A 25158-nucleotide genomic window follows, 5' to 3' on the forward strand; every position below is an offset into this window, starting at 1 on the left:
CCGTGTACACGATCAAGAACGAGCTGACCGCCGCCCTGGCCGAGATCGAGAACGCAGGGTTGACGAAGCGGGAGCGCCTGCTGACGACACCGCAGGGCTCCCATGTCACGACGACGACGGGCGAGGCGCTGAACTTCTGCGCCAACAACTACCTGGGGCTCGCCGACCACCCCGCCGTCGTCGCCGCCGCGAAGGACGCGCTCGACGAGCTCGGCTTCGGCATGGCGAGCGTCCGGTTCATCTGCGGGACGCAGGAGCAGCACACGCTGCTCGAGCGAGAGCTGTCGGAGTTCCTCGGGACGGAGGACACGATTCTCTACAGCAGCTGCTTCGACGCGAACGGCGGCGTATTCGAGGTGCTCTGCGGCGAGGGTGACGCGATCGTCTCCGACGAGCTCAACCACGCGTCAATCATCGACGGCGTGCGCCTGTCAAGGGCCACGCGCTACCGGTACCGCAACGCGGACATGGACGACCTGCGCGCACAGCTCGAGAGGATGCGTGGAGACGGGGCGAACCGGGTCCTCATCGCCACCGATGGCGTCTTCTCCATGGACGGTTCGATCGCGCCGCTGCGCGAGATCTGCGACCTCGCCGAGGAGTTCGGCGCCCTCGTGCTCGTCGACGACTCCCACGCGACGGGGTTCGTCGGCCCGACCGGACGCGGCACCCCCGAGGCCTGCGGGGTGCAGGACCGCGTCGACATCGTCACCGGAACGCTCGGGAAGGCGCTGGGCGGCGCGTCCGGCGGCTTCGTCAGCGGCCACCGGGAGATCGTCGCGCTCCTTCGCCAGCGGAGCCGGCCCTACCTGTTCTCGAACGCCGTCGCCCCGTCGGTCGTCGCCGGGTCCAGGGCCGCCCTTCGGATCGCCCGGGTCTCCGACGATGCCCGCGCCACGCTGCGCCGCAACACCGAGCTGTTCCGTCGTCTCATGACCGAGGCGGGGTTCGACCTGCTGCCCGGGCAGCACCCGATCACGCCCGTCATGTTCCCGGGCGATGAGGGGGCGCGGCAGGCCGGCACGATCGCGGAAGCGATGCTCCGCCGAGGCGTCTACGTCGTCGCGTTCTCTTTCCCGGTCGTGCCGCACGCGCGGGCACGCATCCGGGTGCAGCTGAGCGCTGCGCACTCCGAGGAGGACGTGCGCGCGTGCGTCGCGTCCTTCGTCGCGTCCCGGGACGAGGTGGCCTGAGACGAGGTTCTCGCGCTGCTGGGCTGGCTGCGAGCCTGGCGCTCAGGCGTTGAGATATGCCTCGACGCGCTCACTCGCGCGCTGCAGCACCTCGCGTTCCACGTCGAAGAGCAGCCAGGTCAGGCACGGGTACGGGTCGTCACCGGTCCATGAGCTGCGTGCCTCGATCGCCAGCAGGTGCGGGTTGGCGCCCCGCTGCTGCGCGATCTCGAGCACGAGCTCCGGGGAACGGTCGCCGCCGAGCTGCACGCTGCGCGGCACCCCCTCCGTGCGCAGCTCTGCAGCGAAGCGCCGCAGGTCGTCCTCGGTGTGCGTGCCCTTGAGAGTGCCGCTCCACGGGTGGGCCTCGACGGCGATCTCGGTATCGTGCAGCCACGGGGCACCGCCGCGCCGCGCGCTGATCGCCAGCCGCGACCCGCCAGCGCCCAGTGTGAGCAGCAGGCAGCCATCTGCCGCCCGATCAGGAGTGGGAGCCATGTGGGTAGTACACCCGGCCGCCCGAGGCCGGGTCCAATCCGCGGAGGACGTGCGCGCGTGTGTGGCGGCCTTCGTCGCGTCCCGGGTCGAGGTGGCCTGAGATGACGTTCTCCATCGTGGCGCGGGTCGGTGACGCGTACGGCGTGGCGGTCGCCAGCAAGTTCCCCGCCGTGGGGGCGATGGTCCCGGCGGCGCGGGTCGGGGTCGGCGCGGTGGCGACGCAGTCGTTCGCGCGGATCTCGTACAAGGAGGACGGGCTCGCGCTGCTCGCGCAGGGGCACGACGCCGCCGAGACGGTGCGCCGGCTGACCTCGACCGACGAGCACGCGGCCGAGCGGCAGGTCGGGGTTGTCGGGGTCGACAGCCAGGCGACCTTCACCGGGGGGTCGTGCATGGACTGGGCCGGCGGCGTCGCGGGGGGCGACGACGAGTCCGGCTACGCGATCCAGGGCAACATCCTCGCCGGCGCCGAGGTCGTCGACGCGATGGAGCGAGCGTGGCTCACCACGGCGGGAGCGCCCCTGCCCCGACGTCTCCTGGCCGCGCTGCTCGCCGGGGACGCCGCCGGGGGCGACCGCCGCGGTCGGCAGGGTGCCGCGCTGATCGCCGTCCAGGCCGGGACGGGCTACGACCACGCGGGAGTCCTTGCGGACCTGAGGGTCGACGACCACCCGGAGGCGCCGCGCGAGCTGGAGCGGCTGCTGGACCTGCACGAGCTCATCAGCGGTCCCCCGGAGGACGTCGCCCCGCTCGTCGGGGACCTCGCCGCGGAGGTCGCAGAGCGGCTGACCCGGTTGGGCCACCCGGCGACCGCCGATGACGCCGAGCGTGCTCTCGAGGCGTGGGCCGGGGTGGAGAACTACGAGATGCGGCTGGCCCCCGGCGGGATCGACGCCCGGGTGCTTCGAGCGTTGCGCGAGGCGACGGCCTGAGCCCTCACGCCTCGAACGGGGTCGGGTCCCCCGCCCCCACGCGGGCGATCACGGGCGGTAGCTCGCGGTAGTCGATGACGGTGGTCGGCTGTGCCGGGCACTCCCCCGCCTCGATAACGATGTCGACAACGTGGTCGAGCTCCTCCTTGATCGTCCAGCCGTCGGCCGGGGGCTGGTCCTGCCCCGGGAGGATGAGCGTGCTGGAAAGTACCGGCTCGCCGAGGGCGTCGAGCAGGGCGAGCGGGACGGGGTGGTCAGGGATCCGCACGCCGACGGTCTTCTTCTTCGGGTGGAGGAGTCGCTTGGGCACCTCCTTCGTCGCCGGGAGGATGAAGGTGTACGGGCCGGGCGTGGCGGCCTTGATGGCGCGGAAGACGCTGTTGTCGACGTGGACGAACTGGCCGAGCTGGGCGAAGTCGCGGCACACGAGCGTGTAGTGGTGCTTGGCGTCGAGGCGGCGGATCCGCGCGATCCGGTCCTTGAGCTCGGCGTCGTCGAGGCGGCCACCGAGCGCGTAGCCGGAGTCGGTCGGGTAGGCGACGAGCGCGCCGCCTCGGATGCGCTCGACGACCTGGTCGACGGTGCGCTGCTGGGGGTTGTCGGGGTGGAGCTCCACGAAACGGGCCATGCTCCAGCGTAGGGCGCGGCGCCGCCCGGGTGGGCTGAAGCTCGTCTGTGGACAGCTGCAGCGCGGAATCCGCATTCTTCTCTAGGCTCGGTGCCGGACCTCGGGGGAGGTCGCTCCTCCCCCGGCAGCAGGACGACAGTCGACCGAACCGAGGAGCACCCGTGAGCCGACCGAAGCAGATCGCCGCCGTTGCCCTGTCCGTGGCCGGGCTCGCCTCAATGGCCGCGTGTGGCGGCAACGACGGCAGCAGCGGTTTGACCTCCACGTCGTCGACCGCGACGAGCTCCTCGTCGTCCACGAGGGGATCCGCCGGGCCCACGAGCAGCTCGACCACGGACAAGACCTCGACGCCGACCGCCACCGGCGCCCGCGCAAGCATCCCCGAGGCCGCGACAAAGAATACAGACGCCGGCGCGGCAGCCTTTGTTCAGTTTTATAACCAGCAGCTTGACCGCGCTTATCGCACCGGCGACCCGAGCCTCGTCAAGGGTCTTGGCGCTAGCGGGTGCGCGTTCTGCTCTAGCACTGCTAAGCGTCTAACTGCCATGAGGGACGCCGGCACGCGCTACGACGGATCGATCTTCCGAGCGAAATACATCGGAACCGGCGGGGCGCGGTCGGAGTCTGATGTGACCGTGGCCGTGACCCTCACGGAGTTGCGCGCTAACGAGGTGGACAAATCAGGAAGGGTCCGGCACGTCAATGAACCGGTCCCCCCGTTCAAGTTGTTCTATGTCGTTTCTTGGCGGGCCGACGGTTGGCGCATGCTTGAGGTATCAAAAGCATGAATCGCAGGTGCCTCGGGTGGATTCTCGCTGTGTCTCTGAGCGCCACGCTAATCCTGCCCGGAGCGGCATACTCCGGCGAAATCGACGGTCATACCGGGCCAAGAGGCGTGACCGTCGGCCTCTTCACCTCCGAGTCTGTCGCGAAGGTTGCGGAGACGTCCGTCACGACCGGGGTGCCTCCGCGGTTGTACTTCGGGGTGGACGGGTGCCGGGGTGAGGTGCCGTGGGAGCGGGGCGAGACAACCGAGGACAACTGCCTGCGGAAGGACGCCCGGTGCGCGACCGTGACCGGGTGGCGGGAGGTGTGGTCCGTCGCGCCGGGCGCGGACCAGTCGGTCGAGGGCAACTGGCGCGAGGAGGGCGTCATCTGCCCCGAGACCCACCTGCCAGAGGACGGGCGCGTCCCCGGCGCCGACGAGATCCGTCGCGCGTTCCACGACACCGACTTCTCCGTGCCGCAGCTGATCCTCGACCCGCCGAAGAACCGAACTCTCGTCACCGTCCCCGTCTACCTGCAGCTCGACTTCCCCGAGGCCGGGTTCGAGCCGCAGGAGATCGACACCCCCGACCGGGCCCGCTTCTACGGGTACGACGTCGACATCAGGCCCACCTTCCGCAGCGTCACCTACGACCACGGCGACGGCACCTCCACCGGGCCGACCTCGGACTGGGGTGGTGAGTACCCCGATGGAGGGATCACCCACAAGTACGAGACGAAGGGGCGCTACTCGCTGCGGGCCGACGTCACCTACAGCGGGGAGTTCCGGATCGACGACGGCCCCTGGCACCCCATCCCCGACACGGTCACCATCGACGGCACCGAAGAACCCATGACCGTCCTGACCGCCAAGAACCGGCTCGTCCGACGCTGACGACCCGCACGCTCCACGCCGCTGCGCGGCTAGGGTCGCCGCATGACCACCGACGCGCCGAAGGGCCAGCTCGTCCTCGTCCGCCACGGGCAGACCGAGTGGTCCCGCTCGGGTCAGCACACGGGTCTCACCGACCTACCGCTGCTGCCCGAGGGTGAGGACGACGCCCGGGCCCTCCGCGGCGTGCTGACTCGCTTCGACATCGGCCGGTCGTTCGCGTCGCCGCTCGCCCGCGCGCGCAGGACCGCGGAGCTCGCAGGCCTCCGCCCCGACATCGATGACGACCTCCTCGAATGGGACTACGGCGCGTACGAGGGACGGACCACCGAGGAGATCTCGCAGTCCCTCGGGCGCCCGTGGACGGTCTTCGAAGACGGTGTCGTCCCGGGTGAGACGCCCGGCGAGACGGTCGAGGAGGTCGCCGCCCGAGCCTCTCGGATCCTCGATCGCATCGCGGGCGACCTCGAGCAGCGGGACGTCGTCCTCGTCGGGCACGGGCAGGCACTACGTGTCCTGGCCTCCGTCTACCTGCGCCAGGCACCCCGGTTCGGCGCGCAGATCATGCTCGACGCCGGGTGCGTGTCGGTCCTCGGCCACCACCACGGCGTTCCCTGCATCCGCGCCTGGAACGTTCCCGCGGACGGGCTGGGCTGAACGGTCACGGCAGCGCCCACGTGTGCACCGGCTCGTTCGTGTGCGCGTGCTCGAGGTAGAGACCGGTCATCCGCCGCAGCGCCTCCGCCCGGTCGAGGCCGGACTCCTGGAACCGTTCCACCGCGCGCGTCTGCCACACGGCACCGTTGACCCCGCTCGTGCATCGGCCTTCGAGGATCCCGAGGTACCGGTCGCGGACGCTCTGCGCCACGCCCCAGTCGTCGAGGCCCCGCTCGGCCGTCGGGATGAGGTGCCGCAGAACGAGCTCGTCGGCGGTGAGGTCTCCGATCCCGGGCCAGTAGACGCGGGCGTCGAGGCCATCCCGGGCGCAGGCGCGAAAGTTCTGCTCGGCTGCGGCGAAGCTCAGGCGGGTCCAGATGGGGCGGTCCTCGTAGGCCAGCGCCCGCACCAGCCCGTAGTAGAACGCGGCATTGGCCATGATGTCGGCGATCGTCGGCCCGGCCGGGAGCACCCGGTTCTCGACCCGCAGGTGCGGACGCCCGTCGTTGGTGTCGTAGATCGGCCGGTTCCAGCGGTACACGGTCCCGTTGTGCAGGCAGAGCTCGGGCAGCCTCGGCGTCCCGCCGGCCTCGAGCACCGCGATCGGATCCTCGTCGCTGGTGTCCGCGAGCAGGGCCGGGAAGTACCGCACGTTCTCCTCGAACAGGTCGAAGATCGACGTCACCCACCGCTCCCCGAAGAACACGCGCGGGCGGACCCCCTGGTTCTTCAGCTCGATGGGTCGGGTGTCGGTCGCCTGCGCGAACAGCTCGATTCGCGTCTCCGCGTGCAGCCGCTGCCCGAACAAGTAGGGGCTGTTCGCCGCCAGGGCGAGCTGAGGGCCGCAGACCGCCTGGGCGGCGTTCCAGTGCGGCGCGAAGTCGGCCGGCGACACCTGCAGGTGCAGCTGCACGGAGGTGCACGCCGACTCCGGAGCGATCGAGCCGGCGAAGGTGTGGACCCGCTCCCCCGTCGGTCCTTCGATGTCGATCGCCACGTCCTCGCCGCGCGCCACGAAGATCGAGTCGTTGAGGGCGACGTACCGGTTGTTGTCACTCATCCACTCGCCCTCGAAGTGCTCGGGGCGCAGGGTCGGCAGGATCCCGATGGGGATGATGTGCGAGCCGACTTCACGAGCCCGGGCATCCGCGGTGTTGAGCGACGCGCGCAGATCCTCCTCGAGGGTCAGCGCACTCTCGCCCGGCAGCGGCCTGGGGTCGACGTTGAGCTCGATGTTGTACTGCGCCAGCTCCGTCTGGTAGCTCGGGTCTGCGATCGCCGCGAGGACCTCGGCGTTGTGGAAGCTGGGGTTGCCCTCCTCGTCCACGAGGTTGAGCTCGATCTCGAGCCCGGTCATGGGACGCTCGTCGTCGAACTGCGACTCCGCGAGCATCCGCTCGAACACGTCGAGGTTCTGGTGGACCTTCTCCCGGTGGCGCTGCCGATCCTCGCGCGTGTAGCTCTGGACGTCGACGTCCTTGCCCATGCCCGGTCCCTCCGTAGCGCCGAGTCGGCCCGTCCGCGGACCGGTCCGGGAATCCCATCACACGTGGCGGTATCGGCGGGAGTGGGCGTCCACGGCGCGCCGCAGGATCGTTGTCGGACCCCGCTCATAGCGTTGCTGGCATGAGGTTCCTGCACACATCCGACTGGCACCTGGGCCGCTGCTTCCACCGCGAGGGACTGGCCCAGGCGCATGCTGCCTTCGTCGACCACCTGGTCGACACGGTGCGCTCGGAGAAGGTCGACGCCGTCCTCGTCGCGGGTGACGTCTACGACCGGGCGCTCCCGGGCCCGGACGCCGTCGAGATGCTCGACGACACCCTCAACCGGCTCGTCGGCGCGGGCGCGCAGGTGGTGCTCTCGAGCGGCAACCACGACTCGGCCCGCCGGATGGGGTTCGGTGCTCGCCTGCTCACCTCCGCGGGCGTCCACGTGCGCTCCGACGTCTCGGCGGTGGCCGACCCGGTGATGATCGGGGACGTCGCGGTCTACGCCGTCCCCTACCTGGACCCGGCGGCCGCCTCCGTCACCGGTCCGCTCGAGGTCGACGAGCGGTCGCACACCGCCGTGATGACGGGGGCGATGACCCGCATCCGCGCCGACCGCGAGCAGCGGGGCCCCGCATCGATCGTGCTGGCGCACTGCTTCGCGACCGGGGGCGCGGCGAGCGACTCCGAGCGGGACATCACCGTCGGCGGCGTCGCGAACGTGCCGCTGTCCGTCTTCGACGGCGTCTCGTACGTCGCGCTCGGACATCTCCACGGACGCCAGCAGCTGTCCGAGACGGTCCGCTACTCCGGCTCCCCGGTGGCGATGTCGTTCAGCGAGGCCGCCCACTCCAAGGGCTCTCACCTCGTCGACATCGACCCTGCCACCGGGCGCACGGAGGTCACCGACGTCGCGGCCCCCGTCATCCGACGCCTGGCGGTCCTTCGCGGCACGCTGGAGGAGCTCCTCTCGGACCGCCGGCACACCGATGCCGAGGACGCGTGGGTGCAGGTGGTCCTCACCGACACCATTCGCCCGCTCGGCGCGATGGACCGGCTTCGTCGCCGCTTCCCCGGTGTCCTCTCCCTCCAGTTCGACCCCCAGGGAACGGTGACCCCGATCCGGACGTACGCGCAGCGCGTGGCGCAGCGCGCCCCCCTCGACGTGTGCGCGGACTTCCTCACCGACGTCCGGTCCGGCGCCGGGCCCGACGACGCCGAGCTGGGCCTCCTCGGTCGTGGGCTCGAAGAGTCCCGGCGTGCCCGGGCAGCCCGGGACGACGAGGGCGTCGCGGTGACCACCGCCGCCGTCTCGGCCTGAGGGAGCGCCCGTGCAGCTCCACCGCCTCACCGTCACCGCCTTCGGGCCGTTCGCCGACACCGTCGAGGTCGACTTCGACGAGGTCGGCTCGGCGGGCCTCTTCCTCATCCAGGGCCCGACCGGCTCGGGAAAGACGACGCTCCTCGACGCGGTGTGCTTCGCGCTGTACGGGCGCGTCCCCGGGGAACGGCGCCCCGGGTCGCTCCGCTCGTCCCACGCCGCACCGGGCGCGATCCCCGGAGTCGTCCTCGAGCTCACGGCACAGGGACGCCGGCTGCAGATCGAACGGCACCCCGAGTGGGAGCGGCCGAAGAAGCGTGGGACCGGGACGACGAAGGAGAAGTCGTCGGTCGTCGTCCACGAGATCGGCGAGGGCGGCGCGCGCACGACGGTCGCCAACAACCAGGACGAGGCCGGTCACCTGGTCGGTGAGGTCTTGGGGATGGACCTCCACCAGTTCAACCGGGTGGTGCTCCTCCCCCAGGGCGAGTTCGCGGCCTTCCTCAGGTCCGACGACGCCGCCCGCGCCGACCTCCTGCGACGACTGTTCGACGTCCAGACGTACGCGGACCTCGAGGCCTGGCTGACCGAGGAGCGCCGTCGCTCGAGCCAGCTCGTCGCGGCCACCCGGCAGTCGGTCGAGCACGACGAGCGTGCCCTCGACGAGGTGCTGCTGCAGATCGACGACGAGATGCCCGAGCTCGACGCCCTCCCAGCCACGTGGGCGGAGGTCGACCACGACGATCTGCCGGAGGCGCTCGCCACCCTCGTGGCCGCGCTCGATGAGCGAGCAACTGCGGCGATGACCGAGGCTGACCGCCTCCGAGGTCTCGCCGGGGCCGCCCGGTCGGCGACCGAGAACGCCCGAGCCCTGCTCGACCGCCGGGCCCGTGGCGAGGCCGCCCAGACGCGACTGGCGGAGCTCGACGCCGTCGCCGACGAGCGGGCCGCCCAGCGGGACCGGCTCGACCTGGCCCGGCGCGCCGAGGCGGTGCTCGGTGAGATCCGCGCCGCCGACCGTGCCCGCGCCCGCCTTGCCGAGGCCGACAGCTCGGTCTCGGGCGCGCGGGCCGACGACCGGTTGCCGCACGATCTCCGGTCGGCGGACGCCTTGGATGTCCTCGAACCCGTCCGCGCCGCGCTGGCGGCATGCACCGAGGACCTGCACACCGCCGCCACTCGCGCCGCCGCCCTGCCGGATGCCGAGCAGGAGGTCGATCGCACGCGCGCACGGGTCGCTGACCTGTCCACCCCGCTGCTCGACGACGAGACGCGTACGACCCTCCGCGCTGCCGTCGAGTCGGCCGAGCAGTCCCTCGCGACCGCGCGGACGGCCGTCCCGCGGGCGGAGTCTGCGCAGGCGGCGGTCGACGAGCTCCGCCGTCTCGAACGGGCCCGACGCACCGAGGCGTCGCTGGCGGCGGACCTCACCGCACGACAGGACGCCGAGCGCGACGCGCGCGACGCCCACGCAGACGCGCGCTCGCACCTGCTGTCCCTCCAGAAGGCGCGGCTCGACGACATGGCCGGCGAGCTCGCTGCAGGGCTGGTCCCCGGCGATCCCTGCGCCGTCTGCGGTGCCACCGAGCACCCGCGCCCTGCCAGCCCGGTCAGCGGTGTCACCCCCGAGGCCATCGATGCCGCCGCGGCGACCGTCGAGACCGCCGCTGCCGCGCTGGACGTCGCCCGTGGAGAGGTCGCGGCGACTGACGCCCGGTTGGAGGCCGTGCGCAGCGACCTCGCCGGGGAGACGCGCACCCTCGAGGAGATCGGCCAGGACCTCGCCGGTGCTCGCGCCACCTTGACCGAGCTGGCGGCACTGGCAACGACCGTTCCCGATGCCCAGGCGGGCCTCGCCGTCGCCCGGGACGCCCTGACCGGCGCGGAGGAGGAGGAGACCGCGCGCCTGTCCGAGCTCCGGGAGGCCACCGCCCTGCGGGACCGGGCGATCGCCTACCTCACGTCGACCGCTGAGGAGGTCCGCTCGGCCCTTGCCGCGCATGCGGCCTGCCCGTGCGTCACGGAGGCCGGCGAAGCACAAGGACCCAACGTGGTCGAGACGCCTGACCCGGAGGGCCTCGGGGTCGCCGCGACCACTTGGGGCGAGAACCATCTCGCCGTCGAAGACGCGGTCGAACGACTCGCTGCCGCCCTCACCGCCCGTGCGGCGGCCGCAGAGGCGTGCGCGGAGGCAGACGCGGCGATGCAGGCGTCGCTCGCCGAGCAGCAGCTCGAGGACGCCGACGAGGCCCGGGCGGCCGCCCTGCCCCGCGACGAGATCGAGCACCTCACGGGACTCCTGCGCCGCGACGAGACCGCCCGCGCGGCCGCTCGCGCGGTCCTGGCCGAAGCTGATGTGACGGCCGCCCTCGAGGCCGAGCCACCGGACCTCGACGCGCTCACGGAGGCCGACGCCGCCGCCTCAGCAGCCGCCGACGCCGCACACGTCCGGCACGGCACGACCGCCAACGACCTCAAGCAGGTCCGGCGGCTGGCCACCTCGATCACGCGCACCCTCGCCGACCTCGGACCAGCCGCCGCGCAGCATGCCGTCCTCGAACGGCTCGCGACGACGACTGCCGGGTCCGGGCCCGACAACAGCAAGGGCATGAGCCTGTCGACGTACGTCCTCGCTGCCCGTCTGGAACGGACCGCGGAGCTGGCCAACGAACGCCTCTCGGTCATGGCGGACGGCCGCTACGAGCTCTTCCACGACGACAGCCGCACCGACGCACGGCGCAAGGGCGGGCTGGGCCTGAAGGTGCGCGACCTGTGGACCGGCGACGAACGCCCGACCGGGACCCTGTCCGGCGGCGAGTCGTTCGTCGTCTCCCTCGCGCTGGCTCTCGGTCTGGCCGACGCGGTCCGGGAGGAGTCCGGCGGGTTCGACCTGCAGACGCTCTTCGTCGACGAGGGCTTCGGCACGCTCGACGAGGACGCGCTGGAGCAGGTCATGGGCGTGCTGGACGGCCTCCGGGACGGCGGACGGTCGGTCGGCATCGTCAGCCACGTCGCCGAGCTGCGTCAGCGGATCCCGACGCAGATCCGCCTGCTGAAGACCCAGCACGGCTCGACCCTCGAGATCGTCGACGTCGCCGCCACGGGCTGACCGCCCGACCCCGGATGCCGGGAGCGGGCGGCCAAGGACCGGTCAGGACTGCTCGGCGAGCTCCTCCGGGCTCGGGCAGGAGCACACGAGGTGCCGGTCGCCGTACGCACCGTCGATCCGTCGCACCGGCGGCCAGTACTTCGACGACGGGTCCACACCGTCGGGGTAGACCGCAGTGGCCCGGTCGTACGGCAGGTCCCAGGCCCCCACGAGCATCTCGGCCGTGTGCGGCGCGTTGCGCAACGCGCTGGTCGACACGTCCGCGCCCGCGGCGACCGCGTCGATCTCGCGCCGGATCGCGATCATCGCGTCGCAGAACCGGTCGATCTCGCGCAGGTCCTCCGACTCCGTCGGCTCGACCATGAGGGTCCCCGCGACCGGGAACGACATCGTCGGCGCGTGGAAGCCGAAGTCGATGAGGCGCTTGGCGACGTCGTCGACCGTCACGCCCGTCTCCTTCGTCAGCCCCCGCAGGTCGAGGATGCACTCGTGGGCCACGAGCCCGCCCTCCCCCGCGTACAGGACCGGGTAGTGCTCCCGCAGCCGCGTGGCGACGTAGTTCGCGTTGAGCACCGCGACCTGGGTGGCCCGGGCCAGGCCCGCTCCGCCCATGAGCCGGATGTACGCCCACGAGATGGGCAGGATGCTCGCCGAGCCGTACGGGGCGGCCGACACCGGACCCACACCCGACGCCGGACCGCACTCCGGCGCCAGCGGGTGGTTCGGCAGGTGCGGCGCCAGGTGGCTGCGCACCGCGACCGGACCGACCCCCGGACCGCCACCGCCGTGCGGGATGCAGAACGTCTTGTGCAGGTTGAGGTGGCTGACGTCGGCGCCGAAGTCACCCGGCTGCGCCAGCCCCACCAGCGCGTTGAGGTTGGCGCCGTCGACGTAGACCTGACCACCGGCGTCGTGCACGAGCGAGCACAGCTTGGAGATCGTGTCCTCGAAGACACCGTGCGTCGAGGGGTAGGTGACCATGATCGCCGCGAGGGTGTCGCGGTGCTGCTCGACCTTCGCCTGCAGGTCGTCCATGTCGACGTCGCCGCCCTCGGCGGTCTTGACGACGACGACCTTCATCCCGGCCATGACCGCGCTCGCGGCGTTCGTGCCGTGCGCGCTCGCGGGGATGAGGCAGATGTTGCGGGCACCCTCGCCGCGGCTCGCGTGATACGCGCGGATCGCGAGGAGACCGGCGAGCTCACCCTGCGACCCGGCGTTCGGCTGCAGCGAGACCGCGTCGTACCCGGTGATCCGGCACAGCCACTGCGACAGCTGCGCGACGAGGTCGCGGATGCCCTCGGTCTGGTCCGCGGGCGCGAAGGGGTGCAGCTGGCTGAACTCCGGCCACGTGATCGCGGCCATCTCGGTCGTTGCGTTGAGCTTCATCGTGCACGACCCGAGCGGGATCATGCCGCGGTCGAGAGCGAAGTCCTTGTCGGCGAGCCGACGCAGGTACCGCAGCATCGCCGTCTCGCTGCGGTGGTCGTGGAAGACGGGGTGGGTGAGGAAATCGCTCGTCCGGCGGAACCGAGCGTCCCAGTCCTGAACCTCGCCGCCGTCGGCAGAGACGACGTCGACGACCTCCGACACACCCTCGTCCGTGCCGGGGTTGCCGGCCGCGGTGCCCCCGAGCGCCTCGACCACGGCGGCGATCTCGCGCGCATCGGTCGTCTCGTCGACGGTGACCTGCACGACGTCCGCACCGACGGCGAGGACGTTGATCCCGGCTTCGAGAGCCGCCAGCCGCAGCTCCTCGGCCCGTCCGGGCGCGGTGACCCTCACGGTGTCGAAGAACGGGCCTTCGGCGACGGCAAGGCCACCGGCACGCAGGCCGTCGGCCACCGCGAGGGCCTTGGTGTGCACGTCGCGGGCGATCCGTCGCAGGCCGTCGGGCCCGTGGTACACCGCGTACATCGACGCCATGACGGCGAGCAGGACCTGGGCGGTGCAGATGTTCGACGTCGCCTTCTCCCGGCGGATGTGCTGCTCGCGGGTCTGCAGCGCCAGGCGGTACGCGGGGGCGCTGTCGGCATCGACCGAGACCCCGACGAGTCGTCCCGGCATCGTCCGCTCGAGGCCGGATCGGACGCTCATGTACCCCGCGTGGGGACCGCCGAAGCCCATCGGCACGCCGAAGCGCTGGCTGGACCCGACCGCGACGTCAGCCCCCCACTCGGCCGGAGGGGTGAGGAGCGTCAGCGCGAGCAGGTCGCACGCCGCGGTGACCAGCGCCCCCGCCTCGTGCGCGGCTGCCGTCAGCGCCCGGAAGTCGCGCACGAGGCCGTCGGCGCCCGGGTACTGGACGATGACGCCGAAGACCTCGCGGTCGCCCGCGGCGGCCCGGAGCGTCTCCGGCGAGTCCACGCCGGACAGGTCCGCCGTGACGACGGGGAGCCCCAGAGGCTGGGCGCGGGTCTCGATGACTGCCCTGGACTGGGGCAGGAGGTGCTCGTCGAGCAGGAGCACGGCGTCCTGCGAGACCCGGCTCCCCCGCCGCATGAGCGTCATGGCCTCGGCGGCGGCGGTGGCCTCGTCCAGCAGGGACGCGCCCGCCGTCGGCAGCCCCGTGAGGTCCGAGACGACGGTCTGGAAGTTGAGCAGGGCCTCGAGCCGGCCCTGCGAGATCTCCGGCTGGTACGGCGTGTACGCGGTGTACCAGGCCGGGTTCTCCAGGACGTTGCGCTGGATGACGGCCGGGGTCACCGTGCCGTGGTAGCCCAGACCGATCATCGAGGTGACGACGCGGTTGCGGGAGGCGATGGCCCGCAGCTCCTCGAGCACCGCGAGCTCCGAGGGCGACGGCTCGATGTCCAGCGCGCCCGTGGCGCGGATCACCGCCGGGATCGCTGCGTCGGTGAGGGCGTCGAGGCTGGCCCGGCCTACGGTGGCCAGCATGGTGTCGACGTCGCTGGGTGACGGTCCGATGTGTCGGTCGGCGAAGGCGGGCAGGTGCGGGGCGGTCATCGCGACTCCTCGAGGCACGGGCACGGCTGAGCCCTTCCCCCGCAGTCGACCGCCGGTGGCCTCCAACGATGCCTGATCCGCGGGGTCCGTCTGCCTGAGAGGTTTCGGGGAGGAATGCACCTTCGGCGCCCGGCACGCAGCTGGCCCGGGACTCTCCCCCGCGGGGTGATCGGCGGGCCCGATCGTACCAGCGGGCCCCGGCAACGCGGGTCAGGCGAGCTTCGCGCGCCGGCGGGCCGACAGCTCGTCGCCCGGGTGCTCGGCTGGCGCCTCGTCCCCGAACCGCTCGCTCGGCAGCTCGGCGAGCGAGCCCTCGACCTCGCGCCAGACTCGACCGACCGCGATACCGAAGACGCCCTGCCCGCCCTGGACGAGGTCGATGATCTCGTCGGCCGAGGTGCACTCGTAGATGGAGGCGCCGTCGCTCATGAGGGTGATCTGAGCGAGGTCCTCGACGCCGCGCTCGCGCAGGGTCTGGATGGCCGTCCGGATCTGCTGGAGCGAGACACCGGTGTCGAGCAGGCGCTTGACGACCTTGAGCACGAGGATGTCCCGGAAGCCGTACAGACGCTGGCTGCCCGAACCGGCGGCACCGCGGACGGACGGCTCGACCAGCCCGGTGCGCGCCCAGTAGTCGAGCTGCCGGTAGGTGATGCCAGCGGCCTTGCACGCGGCAGGTCCGCGATAGCCGAGATCCTCCGACAGGTCGGGGAGGTCGTCGTCGAAGAGGACGCCCTGCGACATGCCGCTCGACCTCACCTGGGTCGGCTCGTCCTGCGCGCTCACCGTGCCTCCTCAGACACCCTGCCCCTGCGGGCACACATCGCGCCCCGGTGGCGCGGTTCGACGGTACGTGCGCCCGGTGGGAGGGTCAACGACCGGACGCGGGAGCGCCCCGGCGTGTCGGTCATGACGGCGGACGTTCGAAGTCCTCCGGTGACACGTGGTCGAGGAACTCCTTGAACCGCTCCACCTGCTCGGCGGCATCCTCGCCCGCGGACTCGGCGTCCTCGTCGCCGTCCTCGTCGAGGTCGAGCTGGAGGCCGACCTCGTCGACGATGCCCGGTTCGACGAGGATCGGGCACCCGGCCCGCACGGCGACGGCGATCCCGTCCGAGGGTCGGCAGTCGACCCGCGTCGGCTCCCCTTCCTCGCCCGTCTCGAGGACGAGGGTCCCCCGGTACACGCCGCCCTCGAGGGAGTCGATCGTCACCGAGCGCACCCGTCGCCCCAAGGCCTCGACGACGTCGAGCAGGAGGTCGTGGGTCAGCGGCCGAGGCGGCTCGACGCCCTGGGTCGCGAACGCGATGGCCGCGGCCTCCGTCGCCCCGATCCAGATCGGCACGACCCGATCGCCGCCGCGCTCGCGCAGCAGGACGACGGGGGTCGAGGACGGCAGCTCGACGCGGACTCCGACGAGGTCGACGCGAATCACGCCTTCACCGTAGACCACCCGCGCGAGCGCCCCGCACGACGAGCGCCTCGTGCAGTGCGGCCGCCTCGGCGAGAGCCTGCGCGGTGACGTCCCCGGCACGGCCTGCCTCGTCGTCACCTCGCCCGCGCATCCGCGCCAGACCGACGACGTGCTCGACGAGCTCGACCTCCCGCTCGGCCGCCGTGCGGAAGGGTCGCAGGTGGCGCACCTCCACCCCACGGGCGACGAGCGCACCGGCGGCCGCGGCGACAGCGACGTCCTCGGGCCCAAAGCGCCCGGTGTCGTCACGGGCGAGGAAGCCGAAGGTGACGAGGTCCCGGAAGAGGCCGCGGTCGATCCCGGCTCGACGGCACAGCTCCTCGGTGTCGACCGGCTCGAGGGTCTCGGCACCGCCGTCGTCGCCGTCGCCGGCCCCACGGGCGTGGGCGTTGTCGTCGGCCTCCGAGGTCGTCGGACGGGCGGTGTCGTGGAGTGCCCCGGCATCGAGCTCGGCCCGGATGACCTTGAGCGGGAGGAACCGGTCGCGCTGGGCGCGCAGGACGTACCGGATCCGCTCGACGTCCTCCTCGCTGAACTTCCGGTACCCGGATGCGGTCCGCTCGGGGACGACCAGACCCTGCTCCTCGAGGAAGCGGATCTTCGACACCGTGATCGCCGGGAACTCCGGCCGGAGTCGGTCCAGGACCGCGCCGATGGTCACCCGTGCGGCGTGCGCCGCCACGGGTCAGCCGCGGGCTGCGTAGAAGACGAGGCGGAACTTGCCGATCTGCACCTCGTCGCCGGTGCGCAGCACCGTCTGGTCGATCCGCTCGCGGTTGACGTAGGTGCCGTTGAGCGAGCCGACGTCGCGCACCGTGAAGCCCTCGGGGGTGCTCGTGAAGATGGCGTGCTTGCGCGAGACCGTGACGTCGTCGAAGAAGATGTCGCAGTCCGGGCCGCGGCCGGCGGAGACCTCGGTGTCGTCGAGAAGGAAGCGGGCGCCGCTGTTCGGGCCCCGCAGGACGATGAGGAGCGCGGTGCCCGGGTGCAGCGCAGCGACCGTCGCCTGCTCGTCGCGCGAGAGGTGGACCTCGTCGTCCGCCGGGGGGAAGACGGCGTCGGCCGGGACTCCCTGGAGCTGCTGGGTCGCGGGGTCGGGCCGGCCCGGGGTGGCCTCGAACTCGTTCGGCGTCATCGTCGGTCCTTCGGTCGCGGCGGCAGCGAGGCCACCGGGTGGGGTCAGGAAAGCAGGGAGCGGTAGGTCGCGGCGTCCTTGAGGCCGTCGAGCGAGCTCGGGTCGGACAGCTCGATCTCGTACATCCAGCCCTCGCCGTACGGGTCGCTGTTGACGAGCTCGGGGTTGGCGTCGAGCGCCTCGTTGACGGCCACGACCCTGCCCGCGACGGGGGCGTAGAGGTCGCTCACGGACTTCGTCGACTCGACCTCGCCGCAGGAGTCCTTCTCGGCGACCTCGGCCCCGACCTCGGGGAGGCTGACGTAGACGACATCGCCGAGCGCATCCTGGGCGTAGGCGGTGATGCCGACACGCGCGCGACCCTCGCCGGTGCTCCGGACCCACTCGTGGTCATCGGTGTACCGCAGGTCGTCGGGGTGGTCGAGGTCGCTCATGGCACTCCTTCGTGTCGGGGCGTCATCGCCCGGGGTCGCACCGACAGCGCCGGCAGGGGGATCACGAGGAGGGGCGCTCAGCCGACTCCTCCGGGACGCTGCGAGCGTATCGACCGGCCGGAACGTCGTGCAACGCGGGCACGCGGACCCTCGATCGCCGCTCGACGGCGGTCTCGCCACCGAGACGGCGCACGGACTCGCTCACGCCGCCGGGGATCGCCAGTGCGGACGCCATGGTCCCCGGGTCACCGATCGCCGTGATCCGCAGCGGCCGGTCGACGGGGCGGCCGCTGACGACCAGCTCGCCGTCCCGATCGGCGAACCACGTCGAGGCGATGACCCGCTCGTCGCCGACGGCGATCGCCTCGGCACCGGCGTCGCGCAGCTCCTGCACCGCGTCGAGCACCGCGACGGCCCCGACCTTCTCGTTCGGATCGTCGATGGTGATGACGACCCCGGGGCCGACCGCGGCGACCGTGCCGGAGAGGATGCCGAGGGTGTCGAGCCGTTCGCGGGCCGCGTCCTCGACGGCCTTGTCGTCGCCGCGGGCCGCCGTGAGCTCGTCCCGGGACCGCTCGAGCTCGCGGATCTGCGAGTCGAGCCGGTTCCCGTTCTGGTCCACGTCGTCGAGGATGCGCACGAGCTCGTCCTCGCGCAGGTCCTCCAACCCCTGGGACTGCGTCTCTCGGACCTGGGTGGCGATGCCGAACCCCAGCAGCGCGGCGAGCAGACCTGCGAGGAGGTTCGAGCGGCTCGCCCGCGCGCGGCCCATCCGCCGCAGACGGCGCCACGCGGCCCGGCCGTCCACCGACGTGCGCGCGGCCGTCGCACCCGGGGACACCTCGTCGCCGTGCGGGGTCGGGGCCGCGTGCCTGCCGTCCATGGTCACGCCCTGAAGAGGTGTCGGCGGATGGAGGCGACGTTGGAGAAGATCCGCACGCCGAGGACCACGACGACGCCGGTGGACAGCTGGGAACCGACGCCGAGCTGGTCGCCGAGGAAGACGATGAACGCCGCGACGAGAACGTTGGACAGGAAGGAGATGACGAAGACCCGGTCGTCGAAGATCCCGTCGAGGACGGCCCGGACCGCGCCGAAGACCGCGTCGAGCGCGGCAATGACCGCGATGGGCAGGTAGGGCTGGAGCCAGATCGGGACCTGGGGGTCGAGCACCACCCCCAGGACGATGCCGATGAGCAGGCCGAGGGCGGGGATCACGAGGGGCTCTCCGTCGATGACGTCGGGGCGGGCTTGGAGACGCGGGTCGACAGGGACACTGCGGCGGGCAGCCGGATCTCGTCGGACGGTTCGATCGAGCCGCGAACCCCGTAGTTGTTCTCGAGCGCGGCGAGATAGGCGCCGCCGTCGTTCGCGGCGAGGCCGGTCCGCAGGGCGTCGGGGTCCCCGATCGCCGAGACGACGTAGGGCGGCGACAGAGGCCGGTAGTCGACGAGGATCGCCTCGCCGGCGAACCGGATCGAGCTGCGGGAGGTCAGGCGCCGCCCGTTGATGGCAATGGCCTCGGCACCGGCCTGCCACAGCCCGTTCGTCACGATCTGCAGGTCGCGGCTGAGGACCGTGCCCTCGGGGGTCCCACCGGTGGCCCCCCGCGAGTCGCCACCGTCGTCCGGCGTCACGCTCGGTGCGTCGTCGAGAGTGACGACGATGCCGGGCCCGGTCACCGCCGTCGCTCCGGCGGCCAGCCGCAGACGGTCGAGGCGCGCGGCGGAGGATCCGGCCTGCGTGGCGGCTTCGCCCTCGAGCGCGTTCACCTCCGACTGCAGGTTCAGCGCAGTCTGCGTGCGGTCCTCGACCTCGGCCTCGCGCGTCGTGATCTGGTCGATGAGCGCACGCTTGCCGTCGGCGACCCGGTCCGACCCGAGGGTGCGCGCACCGACCGTGAACAGGAGGCCGATGCAGACCGCGGCAACGGCAACGACCGGGGCGCGCACGGGCCTGGCCGCGGGCCCGCCGCGGCGCGTGCGAGCCTCCGAGGCCGCCGCGTACCCGGGGTCGAGCGGGTGGTCGAACAGCTCGGTGAGGAGGGTCATCGAGGCGTCGGGGCGTCGCTGGTTCATCGCACCTCCCTCGTCGCTCGTCAACCGGGCCGCCAGCCTAGCGAGACCGGTCGAACCGCCTCCCGGAACCGAACAGAGCGGCTTCCCGTGTCGTGGAAACCGCTCCGTCGCAACGCTGTTCGCTGGTCGGGCTGACAGGATTTGAACCTGCGACCCCTTGACCCCCAGTCAAGTGCGCTACCAAGCTGCGCCACAGCCCGTGGCTCGTCCGGTTCGGGACCGAACGGACGCCCCCGACCGCGGGGTCGAGAGCGACACGCAACCATAGCGCAGCGCACAGCCCACGGCGAAACCGCCGGTAGCGTGGTTGGCCATGGGCGGGGGTGACGGCAACGGGATCGCAGGACTGCTCCTCACCGGGACGTCCCTGACCCACGACTCGTGGGTCCTTCTCGGAGTCGTTGCGGCAGCCCTCGTGTTCATCGGCGAGGCCACTCGTCGCGGGCTCGACGACGAGCGTCTCGTCGCGGTCGTCGCGATGTCGCTCGCGTTCGGCGCCGTGGGGGCGCGGGCCGGGACGTGGCTCCGCACGGTCCACCCGAGCGACGTCGACCCCTTCGTCGTGCACTGGCTCTACGGGAACCGCAGCATCCTCTCGGGACTGGTGTTCGCGTGGCTCGGGGTCCACGTCGGCAAGCTCCTCGTCGGCTACCGGGAGCGGACGGGAGCCCTCTTCGCCCCGGCCGTCGCCGCAGGCATGGCGATCGGTCGGGTCGGCTGTCTGCTCACCGAGTACCCCGGACGGCCGAGCCCCCTCCCCTTCGGCATCCGGGCCGACGCGGCGGAGGCCGTCCAGTGGGGGGTCCTCCCGGGCACCGTGATGCACCCGACGTTCTACCTCGAGATGGTGTTCCACGCCCTCGCCCTCCTGCTGCTCACCCGCTACCGGGACGCCCTGGCCCGGCCCGCCGACCTGCTCCTGCCCTACCTCAGCGGGTACGCGGCGTTCCGGTTCCTCATCGAGTTCGTCCGCGGGAACGACGTGGCGCTCGCCGGTCTCACCCGGCCTCAGCTCTTCATCCTCGCGACCGCGCCGCTGCTCGCCTGGCGGTGCGTCGTCGCGCTCCGCCGACCCCGACCCGACGAAGGAATGGCCGATGACCCAACCACCGCCTGAGCAGCCCCCACCACCCGCAGCCGCGCCGCCACCCCCGTACCCGGGGCCGCCCGGCGGTGGCCCGAGCATCCTGGCCGTGAGCGTGACGATGCTCGCCCTCCTCGTCGGCGCGGGCCTCGGTCTGCTGATCCCCTGCCTCATCGCGCTTGCGAGCTGGTACGCGAGCGGCATCGGCGTCGAGATCCTCTGGGGCCTGCTCATCGGCATCCCCGTCGTGGCGATCGTCGCCGGTCCGATCGCGATCGCGTTCCACCGGACGCGTCCCCTCGGCATCGTCCTGCTGACGATGTGCGGCTTCTACCTCATCGGCACGGCCGGGGCGTGCTTCATCGCGATCGCGGGGATCGACGGGTGAGCCGCCGCACGCCGCAGCCCGTCGTCGGGCCGGGCCGCCCCCTGCGAGGGGATCGGATCCACCGTTACGTCAACGCCTTCTGCCCGTCCTGCCACGAGGAGGACCCGCAGCGCGCCCTCGCGGACGTCCGACGGCTGTCGGGCTGGCTCGCCGAACGTGACGGTCGGATCTGGCTCGAGCGGGGCTGCCCCGTCCACGGCTTCATCCGCACGTTGTACGACGAGTCGCCCGAGATCCTTTCCTACCTCGAGACGTGGACGGCCCCGACGAAGTCCCACGTCGCCGACTCCCCCGGCAACTACCTGCCCGTGCCCTCGGCCTACCTCCACGGCCTGCCGGAGATGCAGACCCAGCACACGTGCATCCTCCTCGAGGACGTCACGGAGCGCTGCAACCTTGCCTGCCCGACGTGCTTCGCCGACTCCGCGCCGGCGCTGACCGGTGTCGCGCCGGTCCAGGACGTCCTGACCAACGTCGACGCCCGGCTCGCGCGGGAGGGCGGCCGGCTCGACGTCGTCATGCTCTCCGGCGGTGAACCGACGCTCCACCCACAGTTCGCTCGTCTGCTCGACGAGCTCGTCGCCCGGCCCATCGTCCGGATCCTCGTCAACACCAACGGCCTGACGATCGCCAAGGACGACGCGCTGCTCGCCCTCTTCGCCCGGCACCACCAGCGGGTCGAGGTGTACCTCCAGTACGACGGGCACAGCGAGCCGTCGTCCCGCCACCACCGCGGCGGCGACCTGCGGGCCTTCAAGGACGCGGCGATCGAGCGACTCTCGGGCGCGGGTGTCTTCGTCACCCTGACGATGACCGCGGCGCTCGGCGTCAACGACGACGAGATCGGCCATGTCATCCTCCGCAGCCTCGAGACGCCCTTCGTGTGCGGGGTGTCGATCCAGCCGCAGTTCGGGTCCGGGCGCTCCGGCGCGATAGACCCGACGGACCGCCTCACCCACACCGGGGTGCTCGCACGGATGGGTCCGCAGACCGACGGCCTCGTCACGTGGCGCGACCTCACCGCGCTCCCCTGCAGCCACCCGCACTGCGCATCCGTCGGGTACATGCTCAAGGACGACTCGGTCACCTGGCGCTCGCTCACGGAGGTCATCGGCCACGACCGCCTGCTCGAGTGGCTCGACCTCGTGCCGGAGGACGTCGCCAACCGGATCACCGACCAGGACCTGCCCGCGCAGATGCGCACCGTCGTCAAGGAGTCGTTGCTCGGTCTCATGTCGGACAGCACCTCGCTGTCCCACCCGCAGGTCGGCGACCTGTGGAAGGGCGTCTGCGACAGCTGCGACATCGGGATGTCGACGCTCGCGACGCTGGCCGGATCCCGGCTGCCCGGCGGTCAGGACCGGCTGAGGCGCCTGCTCGCCGACCGCGTGAAGCGGATCAGCGTCAAGCCGTTCATGGACATGAGCACGATGATCGAGGAGCGCCTGACCCAGTGCTGCGTCCACGTCGGCACCCGTGCCGACGGCACCGGCGGGTCGGACCCGGGCGCGGACCAGTGCGCCCCGTTCTGCGCCGTCCAGGCGTGGGGCCCGCTCGCCGCGCAGAAGATCGGCGTCGGGAGCCGCTCCGCGCCCGCCCCCGTGCCGGTCGACCTGGCGATCGGGGCGACCCGGTGAGCGAGCGACTCCTCCCCGATCCGAGCCTGCCGTCGCCGAACGCGCCGCAGCGAGACGCCGGCGACGCGGCGCCCTTCGACCCGCTCCGGCTGTGCGTCTTCGCGACGGTCGCGCTCCTGGGCTGGCTGCTCGGGCCGGTCGCCCTGACGTTCTTCGCCGCGCTCGGGTTCGCCGGGTACTGGCAGGCCCGCCGCGCCGGTCTGCTCACCTCGCGGTGCAAGCTGCGGGACACCCGGCTCGTCCTCGCCTACCTCGGGCTGCTCGTGGCGCTCGGCGTCGGGGGGACGGTGGTCTACGGCTGGTTCCTCCTGCGCTGAGCCTCAGCGGCGGTCGCGGCGCTTCTCCCGGACCCGGACCGAGATCTCGATCGGCGTCCCCTCGAAGCCGAACTCCTCCCGCAGGCGGCGTTCGATGAAGCGGCGGTAGCCGGCCTCGATGAAGCCCGAGGCGAAGATGACGAACCGCGGCGGCCGGGTGCCGGCCTGCGTGCCGAAGAGGATCCTTGGCTGCTTGCCGCTGCGAACCGGGTGCGGGTGGGCGGCGACGATCTCCCCGAGGAAGGCGTTGAGCCGCGCCGTCGGGATCCGCGCGTCCCAGCTGGCGAGGGCCGTGTCGAGGGCGGGGACGAGCTTGTCGACGTGACGCCCCGTCCTGGCGGAGATGTTCACCCGCGGCGCCCACGTCGTCTGGACGAGCTCGCGCTCGATCTCCCGCTCGAGGTAGTACCGCCGCTCCTCGTCGAGCAGGTCCCACTTGTTGAACGCGAGCACGAGGGCACGGCCGGCCTCGATCACCTGGCTGACGACGCGGATGTCCTGCTCGGCGATGGACTGCTCGGCGTCGATGAGCACAACCGCGACCTCGGCCTTCTCCAGCGCGGTCTGCGTCCGCAGCGAGGCGTAGAAGTCGGCGCCGCGGGTCTGGTGCACGCGGCGGCGGATGCCCGCGGTGTCGACGAAGCGCCACGAGCGGCCACCGAGGTCGATGACCTCGTCGACCGGGTCGCGGGTCGTCCCCGCCACCGAGTCGACGACGACCCGCTCGGACCCGACGAGCTTGTTCAGCAGACTCGACTTGCCGACGTTCGGCCGACCGACGAGCGCGACCCGACGCAGCCCGTCCCCGGGCCCCGCCGGCGCGACCGCCGACTTCTCGGGCAGGACGTCGAGCAGGGCATCGAGAGCGTCCCCGCTCCCCCGCCCGTGCAGGGCCGAGACCGGCCACGGCTGGCCCAGCCCGAGGTTCCACAGCGCCGCGGCGTCGGACTCGCCGCGCTGGTCGTCGACCTTGTTCGCGACGAGGACGACGGGCTTGCCCGACCGCCGCAGCAGCTTGACGACCGCCTCGTCGTCGTCGGTCGCGCCGACCTTCGAGTCGACGACGAAGAGCACCGCGTCCGCGAGCTCGATGGCGACCTCCGCCTGCTCGGCGACCCGTAGGTGGATCCCGGTCGCGTCGATCTCCCAGCCCCCGGTGTCGACGAGCGTGAACCGGCGACCGGCCCACTCCGCGTCGTAGGAGACGCGGTCGCGGGTGACGCCGGGGACGTCCTCGACGACCGCCTCGCGGCGTCGCAGGACCCGGTTGACGAGGGTGGACTTGCCGACGTTGGGGCGACCGACCACGGCGACGACGGGGTGGGGTCCGTCCTCCTCCCACACGTCGCGGACCTCGTCGGGCTGGAGCAGCGCGAGGTCGGTCTCGTCGAGCTCGAACTCCTCCAGCCCGGCGCGCAGCGCCCGCTCGACGGCCTCGTCGTCCTCGGCCTCGTCGTCCTCTGCCGCGGTGCCGACGGGCGCCGTCGGCCGAGAGGCGACGAGTGCCAGGACCGCGGCCACGCTGTCCTCGAAGGACAGCTCGGAGGTGTCCAGGGTCGCGACGCCCTCCGAGGCGGTGAGGAAAGAGGAAACGGCGGAGTCGGCCGCGTCGCGGTCGAGCACCTGAGCGCGTAGGGTCGCGGCGTCGACCTCCTCCCCCGCCGCGGCGACGTCACCGGACCGGCGGCGGAGCCGGGCCTCCTCGCTCGCCGTGATGAGGACCCGGACATCGGCATCGGGAGCCACGACGGTCGTGATGTCGCGGCCCTCGGCGACCACCCCGCCCGTGCGGGCCGCGATCTCCGCCATCGCCTCGCGCTGACGGCGCTGGAGGACCGGACGCACGTCGGGGTTGGTCGCCACCGCGGTCACCGCGCCCGTGATCCGCGTCGACCGGATCTCGTCGCTCACGTCGGCCCCGCCGACGGTCACGGCGGGCGCCTTCGGGTCGCTGCCCTGCTCGAGCGGGAATGTCTCGGCCGCGCGGGCGACCGCGGGCAGGTCGGCCGTGTCGATTCCCTGGTCGAGGCACCACCACGTGAGGGCCCGGTACATCGCTCCCGTGTCGAGGTACCCGAACCCCAAGGCTGCCGCCACCGCGCGGGACACGCTCGACTTCCCCGACCCGGAGGGACCGTCGACGGCGATGGTCACTGGGCTCGAGGATGCGGTCATGGGGG

24 protein-coding genes, 1 tRNA gene and 1 riboswitch are annotated in these 25158 nt (G+C 72.2%); of the genes, 11 read left to right on the forward strand and 14 right to left on the reverse strand.

The genetic code is table 11. From position 1 onward, the window contains the following. Positions 1-2: 2 nt before the first annotated feature. Complete coding sequence (locus tag DAA34_RS09290; RefSeq protein WP_106818736.1) at positions 3-1193, forward strand: glycine C-acetyltransferase; 1191 nt, start codon at positions 3-5, stop codon at positions 1191-1193. A 42-nt stretch (positions 1194-1235) separates the two neighbouring features. Here DAA34_RS09290 and DAA34_RS09295 read toward each other — a convergent pair whose 3' ends face one another. Then, the gene (locus tag DAA34_RS09295) at positions 1236-1670 is read right to left on the reverse strand and encodes a hypothetical protein (protein WP_106818738.1); all 435 of its coding nucleotides are present in this window, start codon (positions 1668-1670) and stop codon (positions 1236-1238) included. Between the two features lie 101 nt (positions 1671-1771). Here DAA34_RS09295 and DAA34_RS09300 point away from each other — a divergent pair, with 101 nt between their 5' ends. After that, positions 1772-2602, forward strand: coding sequence for a DUF1028 domain-containing protein (locus DAA34_RS09300; protein WP_106818740.1), 831 nt, complete (start codon positions 1772-1774; stop codon positions 2600-2602). Between the two features lie 4 nt (positions 2603-2606). Here the strand turns inward: DAA34_RS09300 and DAA34_RS09305 are convergent, their stop codons facing one another. Then, positions 2607-3230 (reverse strand): L-threonylcarbamoyladenylate synthase, encoded by a 624-nt coding sequence (locus DAA34_RS09305; RefSeq protein WP_106818742.1) that lies wholly within the window; start codon positions 3228-3230, stop codon positions 2607-2609. 161 nt (positions 3231-3391) lie between these two features. On the opposite strand from DAA34_RS09305, the gene DAA34_RS09310 reads away from it, so the two are divergent. The 3 genes from DAA34_RS09310 to DAA34_RS09320 all read left to right on the forward strand — a co-directional run bounded on the left by DAA34_RS09310 (position 3392) and on the right by DAA34_RS09320 (position 5544). Further along, positions 3392-4018 (forward strand): DUF6318 family protein, encoded by a 627-nt coding sequence (locus tag DAA34_RS09310; protein WP_106818744.1) that lies wholly within the window; start codon positions 3392-3394, stop codon positions 4016-4018. Between the two features lie 107 nt (positions 4019-4125). Continuing rightward, positions 4126-4890: a hypothetical protein gene (locus DAA34_RS09315; RefSeq protein ID WP_106818746.1), complete on the forward strand. Its 765-nt coding sequence runs from the start codon at positions 4126-4128 to the stop codon at positions 4888-4890. 42 nt (positions 4891-4932) lie between these two features. Further along, positions 4933-5544, forward strand: a complete 612-nt coding sequence (locus DAA34_RS09320) for a histidine phosphatase family protein (RefSeq protein ID WP_106818748.1) — start codon at positions 4933-4935, stop codon at positions 5542-5544. A 4-nt stretch (positions 5545-5548) separates the two neighbouring features. On the opposite strand, the gene DAA34_RS09325 is transcribed toward DAA34_RS09320, so the two are convergent. Then, positions 5549-7030 carry a glutamate--cysteine ligase family protein gene (locus DAA34_RS09325; RefSeq protein ID WP_106818750.1) on the reverse strand — a complete coding sequence of 494 codons (1482 nt, stop codon included), beginning with the start codon at positions 7028-7030 and terminating at the stop codon, positions 5549-5551. 140 nt (positions 7031-7170) lie between these two features. Between DAA34_RS09325 and DAA34_RS09330 the strand changes: the two genes are divergently transcribed. Then, positions 7171-8355 (forward strand): exonuclease SbcCD subunit D, encoded by a 1185-nt coding sequence (locus DAA34_RS09330; RefSeq protein WP_106818752.1) that lies wholly within the window; start codon positions 7171-7173, stop codon positions 8353-8355. 10 nt (positions 8356-8365) lie between these two features. Beyond that, complete coding sequence (locus DAA34_RS09335; RefSeq protein ID WP_106818754.1) at positions 8366-11464, forward strand: AAA family ATPase; 3099 nt, start codon at positions 8366-8368, stop codon at positions 11462-11464. Positions 11465-11506: 42 nt separating this feature from the next. Here the strand turns inward: DAA34_RS09335 and gcvP are convergent, their stop codons facing one another. From gcvP to DAA34_RS09385, 10 genes are all read right to left on the reverse strand, one after another. Beyond that, positions 11507-14431 carry an aminomethyl-transferring glycine dehydrogenase gene (gene gcvP, locus DAA34_RS09340; protein ID WP_106818756.1) on the reverse strand — a complete coding sequence of 975 codons (2925 nt, stop codon included), beginning with the start codon at positions 14429-14431 and terminating at the stop codon, positions 11507-11509. 72 nt (positions 14432-14503) lie between these two features. Then, positions 14504-14600: riboswitch (glycine riboswitch) on the reverse strand. Positions 14601-14641: 41 nt separating this feature from the next. Then, positions 14642-15175, reverse strand: coding sequence for a MerR family transcriptional regulator (locus DAA34_RS09345; RefSeq protein WP_234354278.1), 534 nt, complete (start codon positions 15173-15175; stop codon positions 14642-14644). Between the two features lie 163 nt (positions 15176-15338). Beyond that, positions 15339-15866 (reverse strand): bifunctional nuclease family protein, encoded by a 528-nt coding sequence (locus tag DAA34_RS09350; protein WP_106818760.1) that lies wholly within the window; start codon positions 15864-15866, stop codon positions 15339-15341. Between the two features lie 4 nt (positions 15867-15870). Next, positions 15871-16566 carry a transcriptional regulator FtsR gene (ftsR, locus tag DAA34_RS09355; protein WP_234354192.1) on the reverse strand — a complete coding sequence of 232 codons (696 nt, stop codon included), beginning with the start codon at positions 16564-16566 and terminating at the stop codon, positions 15871-15873. A gap of 24 nt (positions 16567-16590) precedes the next feature. Beyond that, entirely contained in the window at positions 16591-17040 is a 450-nt protein-coding gene (locus tag DAA34_RS09360) for an FHA domain-containing protein (protein WP_106818764.1), read from the reverse strand. A gap of 44 nt (positions 17041-17084) precedes the next feature. After that, positions 17085-17474 carry a glycine cleavage system protein GcvH gene (gene gcvH, locus DAA34_RS09365; protein WP_106818766.1) on the reverse strand — a complete coding sequence of 130 codons (390 nt, stop codon included), beginning with the start codon at positions 17472-17474 and terminating at the stop codon, positions 17085-17087. A gap of 61 nt (positions 17475-17535) precedes the next feature. Beyond that, positions 17536-18357: a DUF881 domain-containing protein gene (locus tag DAA34_RS09370; RefSeq protein ID WP_106818768.1), complete on the reverse strand. Its 822-nt coding sequence runs from the start codon at positions 18355-18357 to the stop codon at positions 17536-17538. A 2-nt stretch (positions 18358-18359) separates the two neighbouring features. Continuing rightward, positions 18360-18692: a small basic family protein gene (locus DAA34_RS09375; RefSeq protein ID WP_106818770.1), complete on the reverse strand. Its 333-nt coding sequence runs from the start codon at positions 18690-18692 to the stop codon at positions 18360-18362. Beyond that, positions 18689-19552, reverse strand: coding sequence for a DUF881 domain-containing protein (locus DAA34_RS09380; RefSeq protein WP_106818772.1), 864 nt, complete (start codon positions 19550-19552; stop codon positions 18689-18691). The genes DAA34_RS09375 and DAA34_RS09380 overlap by 4 nt, the downstream gene beginning before the upstream one ends. Before the next feature lie 123 nt (positions 19553-19675). Then, a tRNA-Pro gene (locus DAA34_RS09385) sits at positions 19676-19752 on the reverse strand. Between the two features lie 113 nt (positions 19753-19865). On the opposite strand from DAA34_RS09385, the gene DAA34_RS09390 reads away from it, so the two are divergent. From DAA34_RS09390 to DAA34_RS09405, 4 genes are all read left to right on the forward strand, one after another. Then, a complete protein-coding gene (locus DAA34_RS09390; RefSeq protein WP_106818774.1) occupies positions 19866-20669 on the forward strand; it encodes a prolipoprotein diacylglyceryl transferase in 804 nt (267 codons plus the stop codon). A 76-nt stretch (positions 20670-20745) separates the two neighbouring features. Beyond that, complete coding sequence (locus tag DAA34_RS09395) at positions 20746-21024, forward strand: hypothetical protein (RefSeq protein WP_106818776.1); 279 nt, start codon at positions 20746-20748, stop codon at positions 21022-21024. Next, complete coding sequence (locus DAA34_RS09400) at positions 21021-22661, forward strand: radical SAM protein (protein ID WP_199847448.1); 1641 nt, start codon at positions 21021-21023, stop codon at positions 22659-22661. The genes DAA34_RS09395 and DAA34_RS09400 overlap by 4 nt, the downstream gene beginning before the upstream one ends. Further along, positions 22658-22978: a hypothetical protein gene (locus DAA34_RS09405; protein WP_234354193.1), complete on the forward strand. Its 321-nt coding sequence runs from the start codon at positions 22658-22660 to the stop codon at positions 22976-22978. The genes DAA34_RS09400 and DAA34_RS09405 overlap by 4 nt, the downstream gene beginning before the upstream one ends. A gap of 3 nt (positions 22979-22981) precedes the next feature. Here the strand turns inward: DAA34_RS09405 and der are convergent, their stop codons facing one another. Beyond that, positions 22982-25153: a bifunctional cytidylate kinase/GTPase Der gene (gene der / locus DAA34_RS09410; RefSeq protein ID WP_106818778.1), complete on the reverse strand. Its 2172-nt coding sequence runs from the start codon at positions 25151-25153 to the stop codon at positions 22982-22984. Between the last annotated feature and the right edge of the window lie 5 nt (positions 25154-25158).

Origin of the sequence: Janibacter massiliensis, from assembly GCF_900289115.1 — a bacterium.
GTDB lineage: Bacteria > Actinomycetota > Actinomycetes > Actinomycetales > Dermatophilaceae > Janibacter_A > Janibacter_A massiliensis.

Bases quoted from the DNA above. Each gene is read 5' to 3' on its own strand.
- DAA34_RS09295 (WP_106818738.1), bottom strand. From the start codon at position 1,670: ATGGCTCCCACTCCTGATCGGGCGGCAGATGGCTGCCTGCTGCTCACA.
- DAA34_RS09300 (WP_106818740.1), top strand. From the start codon at position 1,772: ATGACGTTCTCCATCGTGGCGCGGGTCGGTGACGCGTACGGCGTGGCG.
- DAA34_RS09305 (WP_106818742.1), bottom strand. From the start codon at position 3,230: ATGGCCCGTTTCGTGGAGCTCCACCCCGACAACCCCCAGCAGCGCACC.
- DAA34_RS09320 (WP_106818748.1), top strand. From the start codon at position 4,933: ATGACCACCGACGCGCCGAAGGGCCAGCTCGTCCTCGTCCGCCACGGG.
- DAA34_RS09325 (WP_106818750.1), bottom strand. From the start codon at position 7,030: ATGGGCAAGGACGTCGACGTCCAGAGCTACACGCGCGAGGATCGGCAG.
- DAA34_RS09330 (WP_106818752.1), top strand. From the start codon at position 7,171: ATGAGGTTCCTGCACACATCCGACTGGCACCTGGGCCGCTGCTTCCAC.
- gcvP (WP_106818756.1), bottom strand. From the start codon at position 14,431: ATGACCGCCCCGCACCTGCCCGCCTTCGCCGACCGACACATCGGACCG.
- DAA34_RS09345 (WP_234354278.1), bottom strand. From the start codon at position 15,175: ATGTCGCAGGGCGTCCTCTTCGACGACGACCTCCCCGACCTGTCGGAG.
- DAA34_RS09360 (WP_106818764.1), bottom strand. From the start codon at position 17,040: ATGACGCCGAACGAGTTCGAGGCCACCCCGGGCCGGCCCGACCCCGCG.
- gcvH (WP_106818766.1), bottom strand. From the start codon at position 17,474: ATGAGCGACCTCGACCACCCCGACGACCTGCGGTACACCGATGACCAC.
- DAA34_RS09370 (WP_106818768.1), bottom strand. From the start codon at position 18,357: ATGGACGGCAGGCACGCGGCCCCGACCCCGCACGGCGACGAGGTGTCC.
- DAA34_RS09380 (WP_106818772.1), bottom strand. From the start codon at position 19,552: ATGAACCAGCGACGCCCCGACGCCTCGATGACCCTCCTCACCGAGCTG.
- DAA34_RS09390 (WP_106818774.1), top strand. From the start codon at position 19,866: ATGGGCGGGGGTGACGGCAACGGGATCGCAGGACTGCTCCTCACCGGG.
- der (WP_106818778.1), bottom strand. From the start codon at position 25,153: ATGACCGCATCCTCGAGCCCAGTGACCATCGCCGTCGACGGTCCCTCC.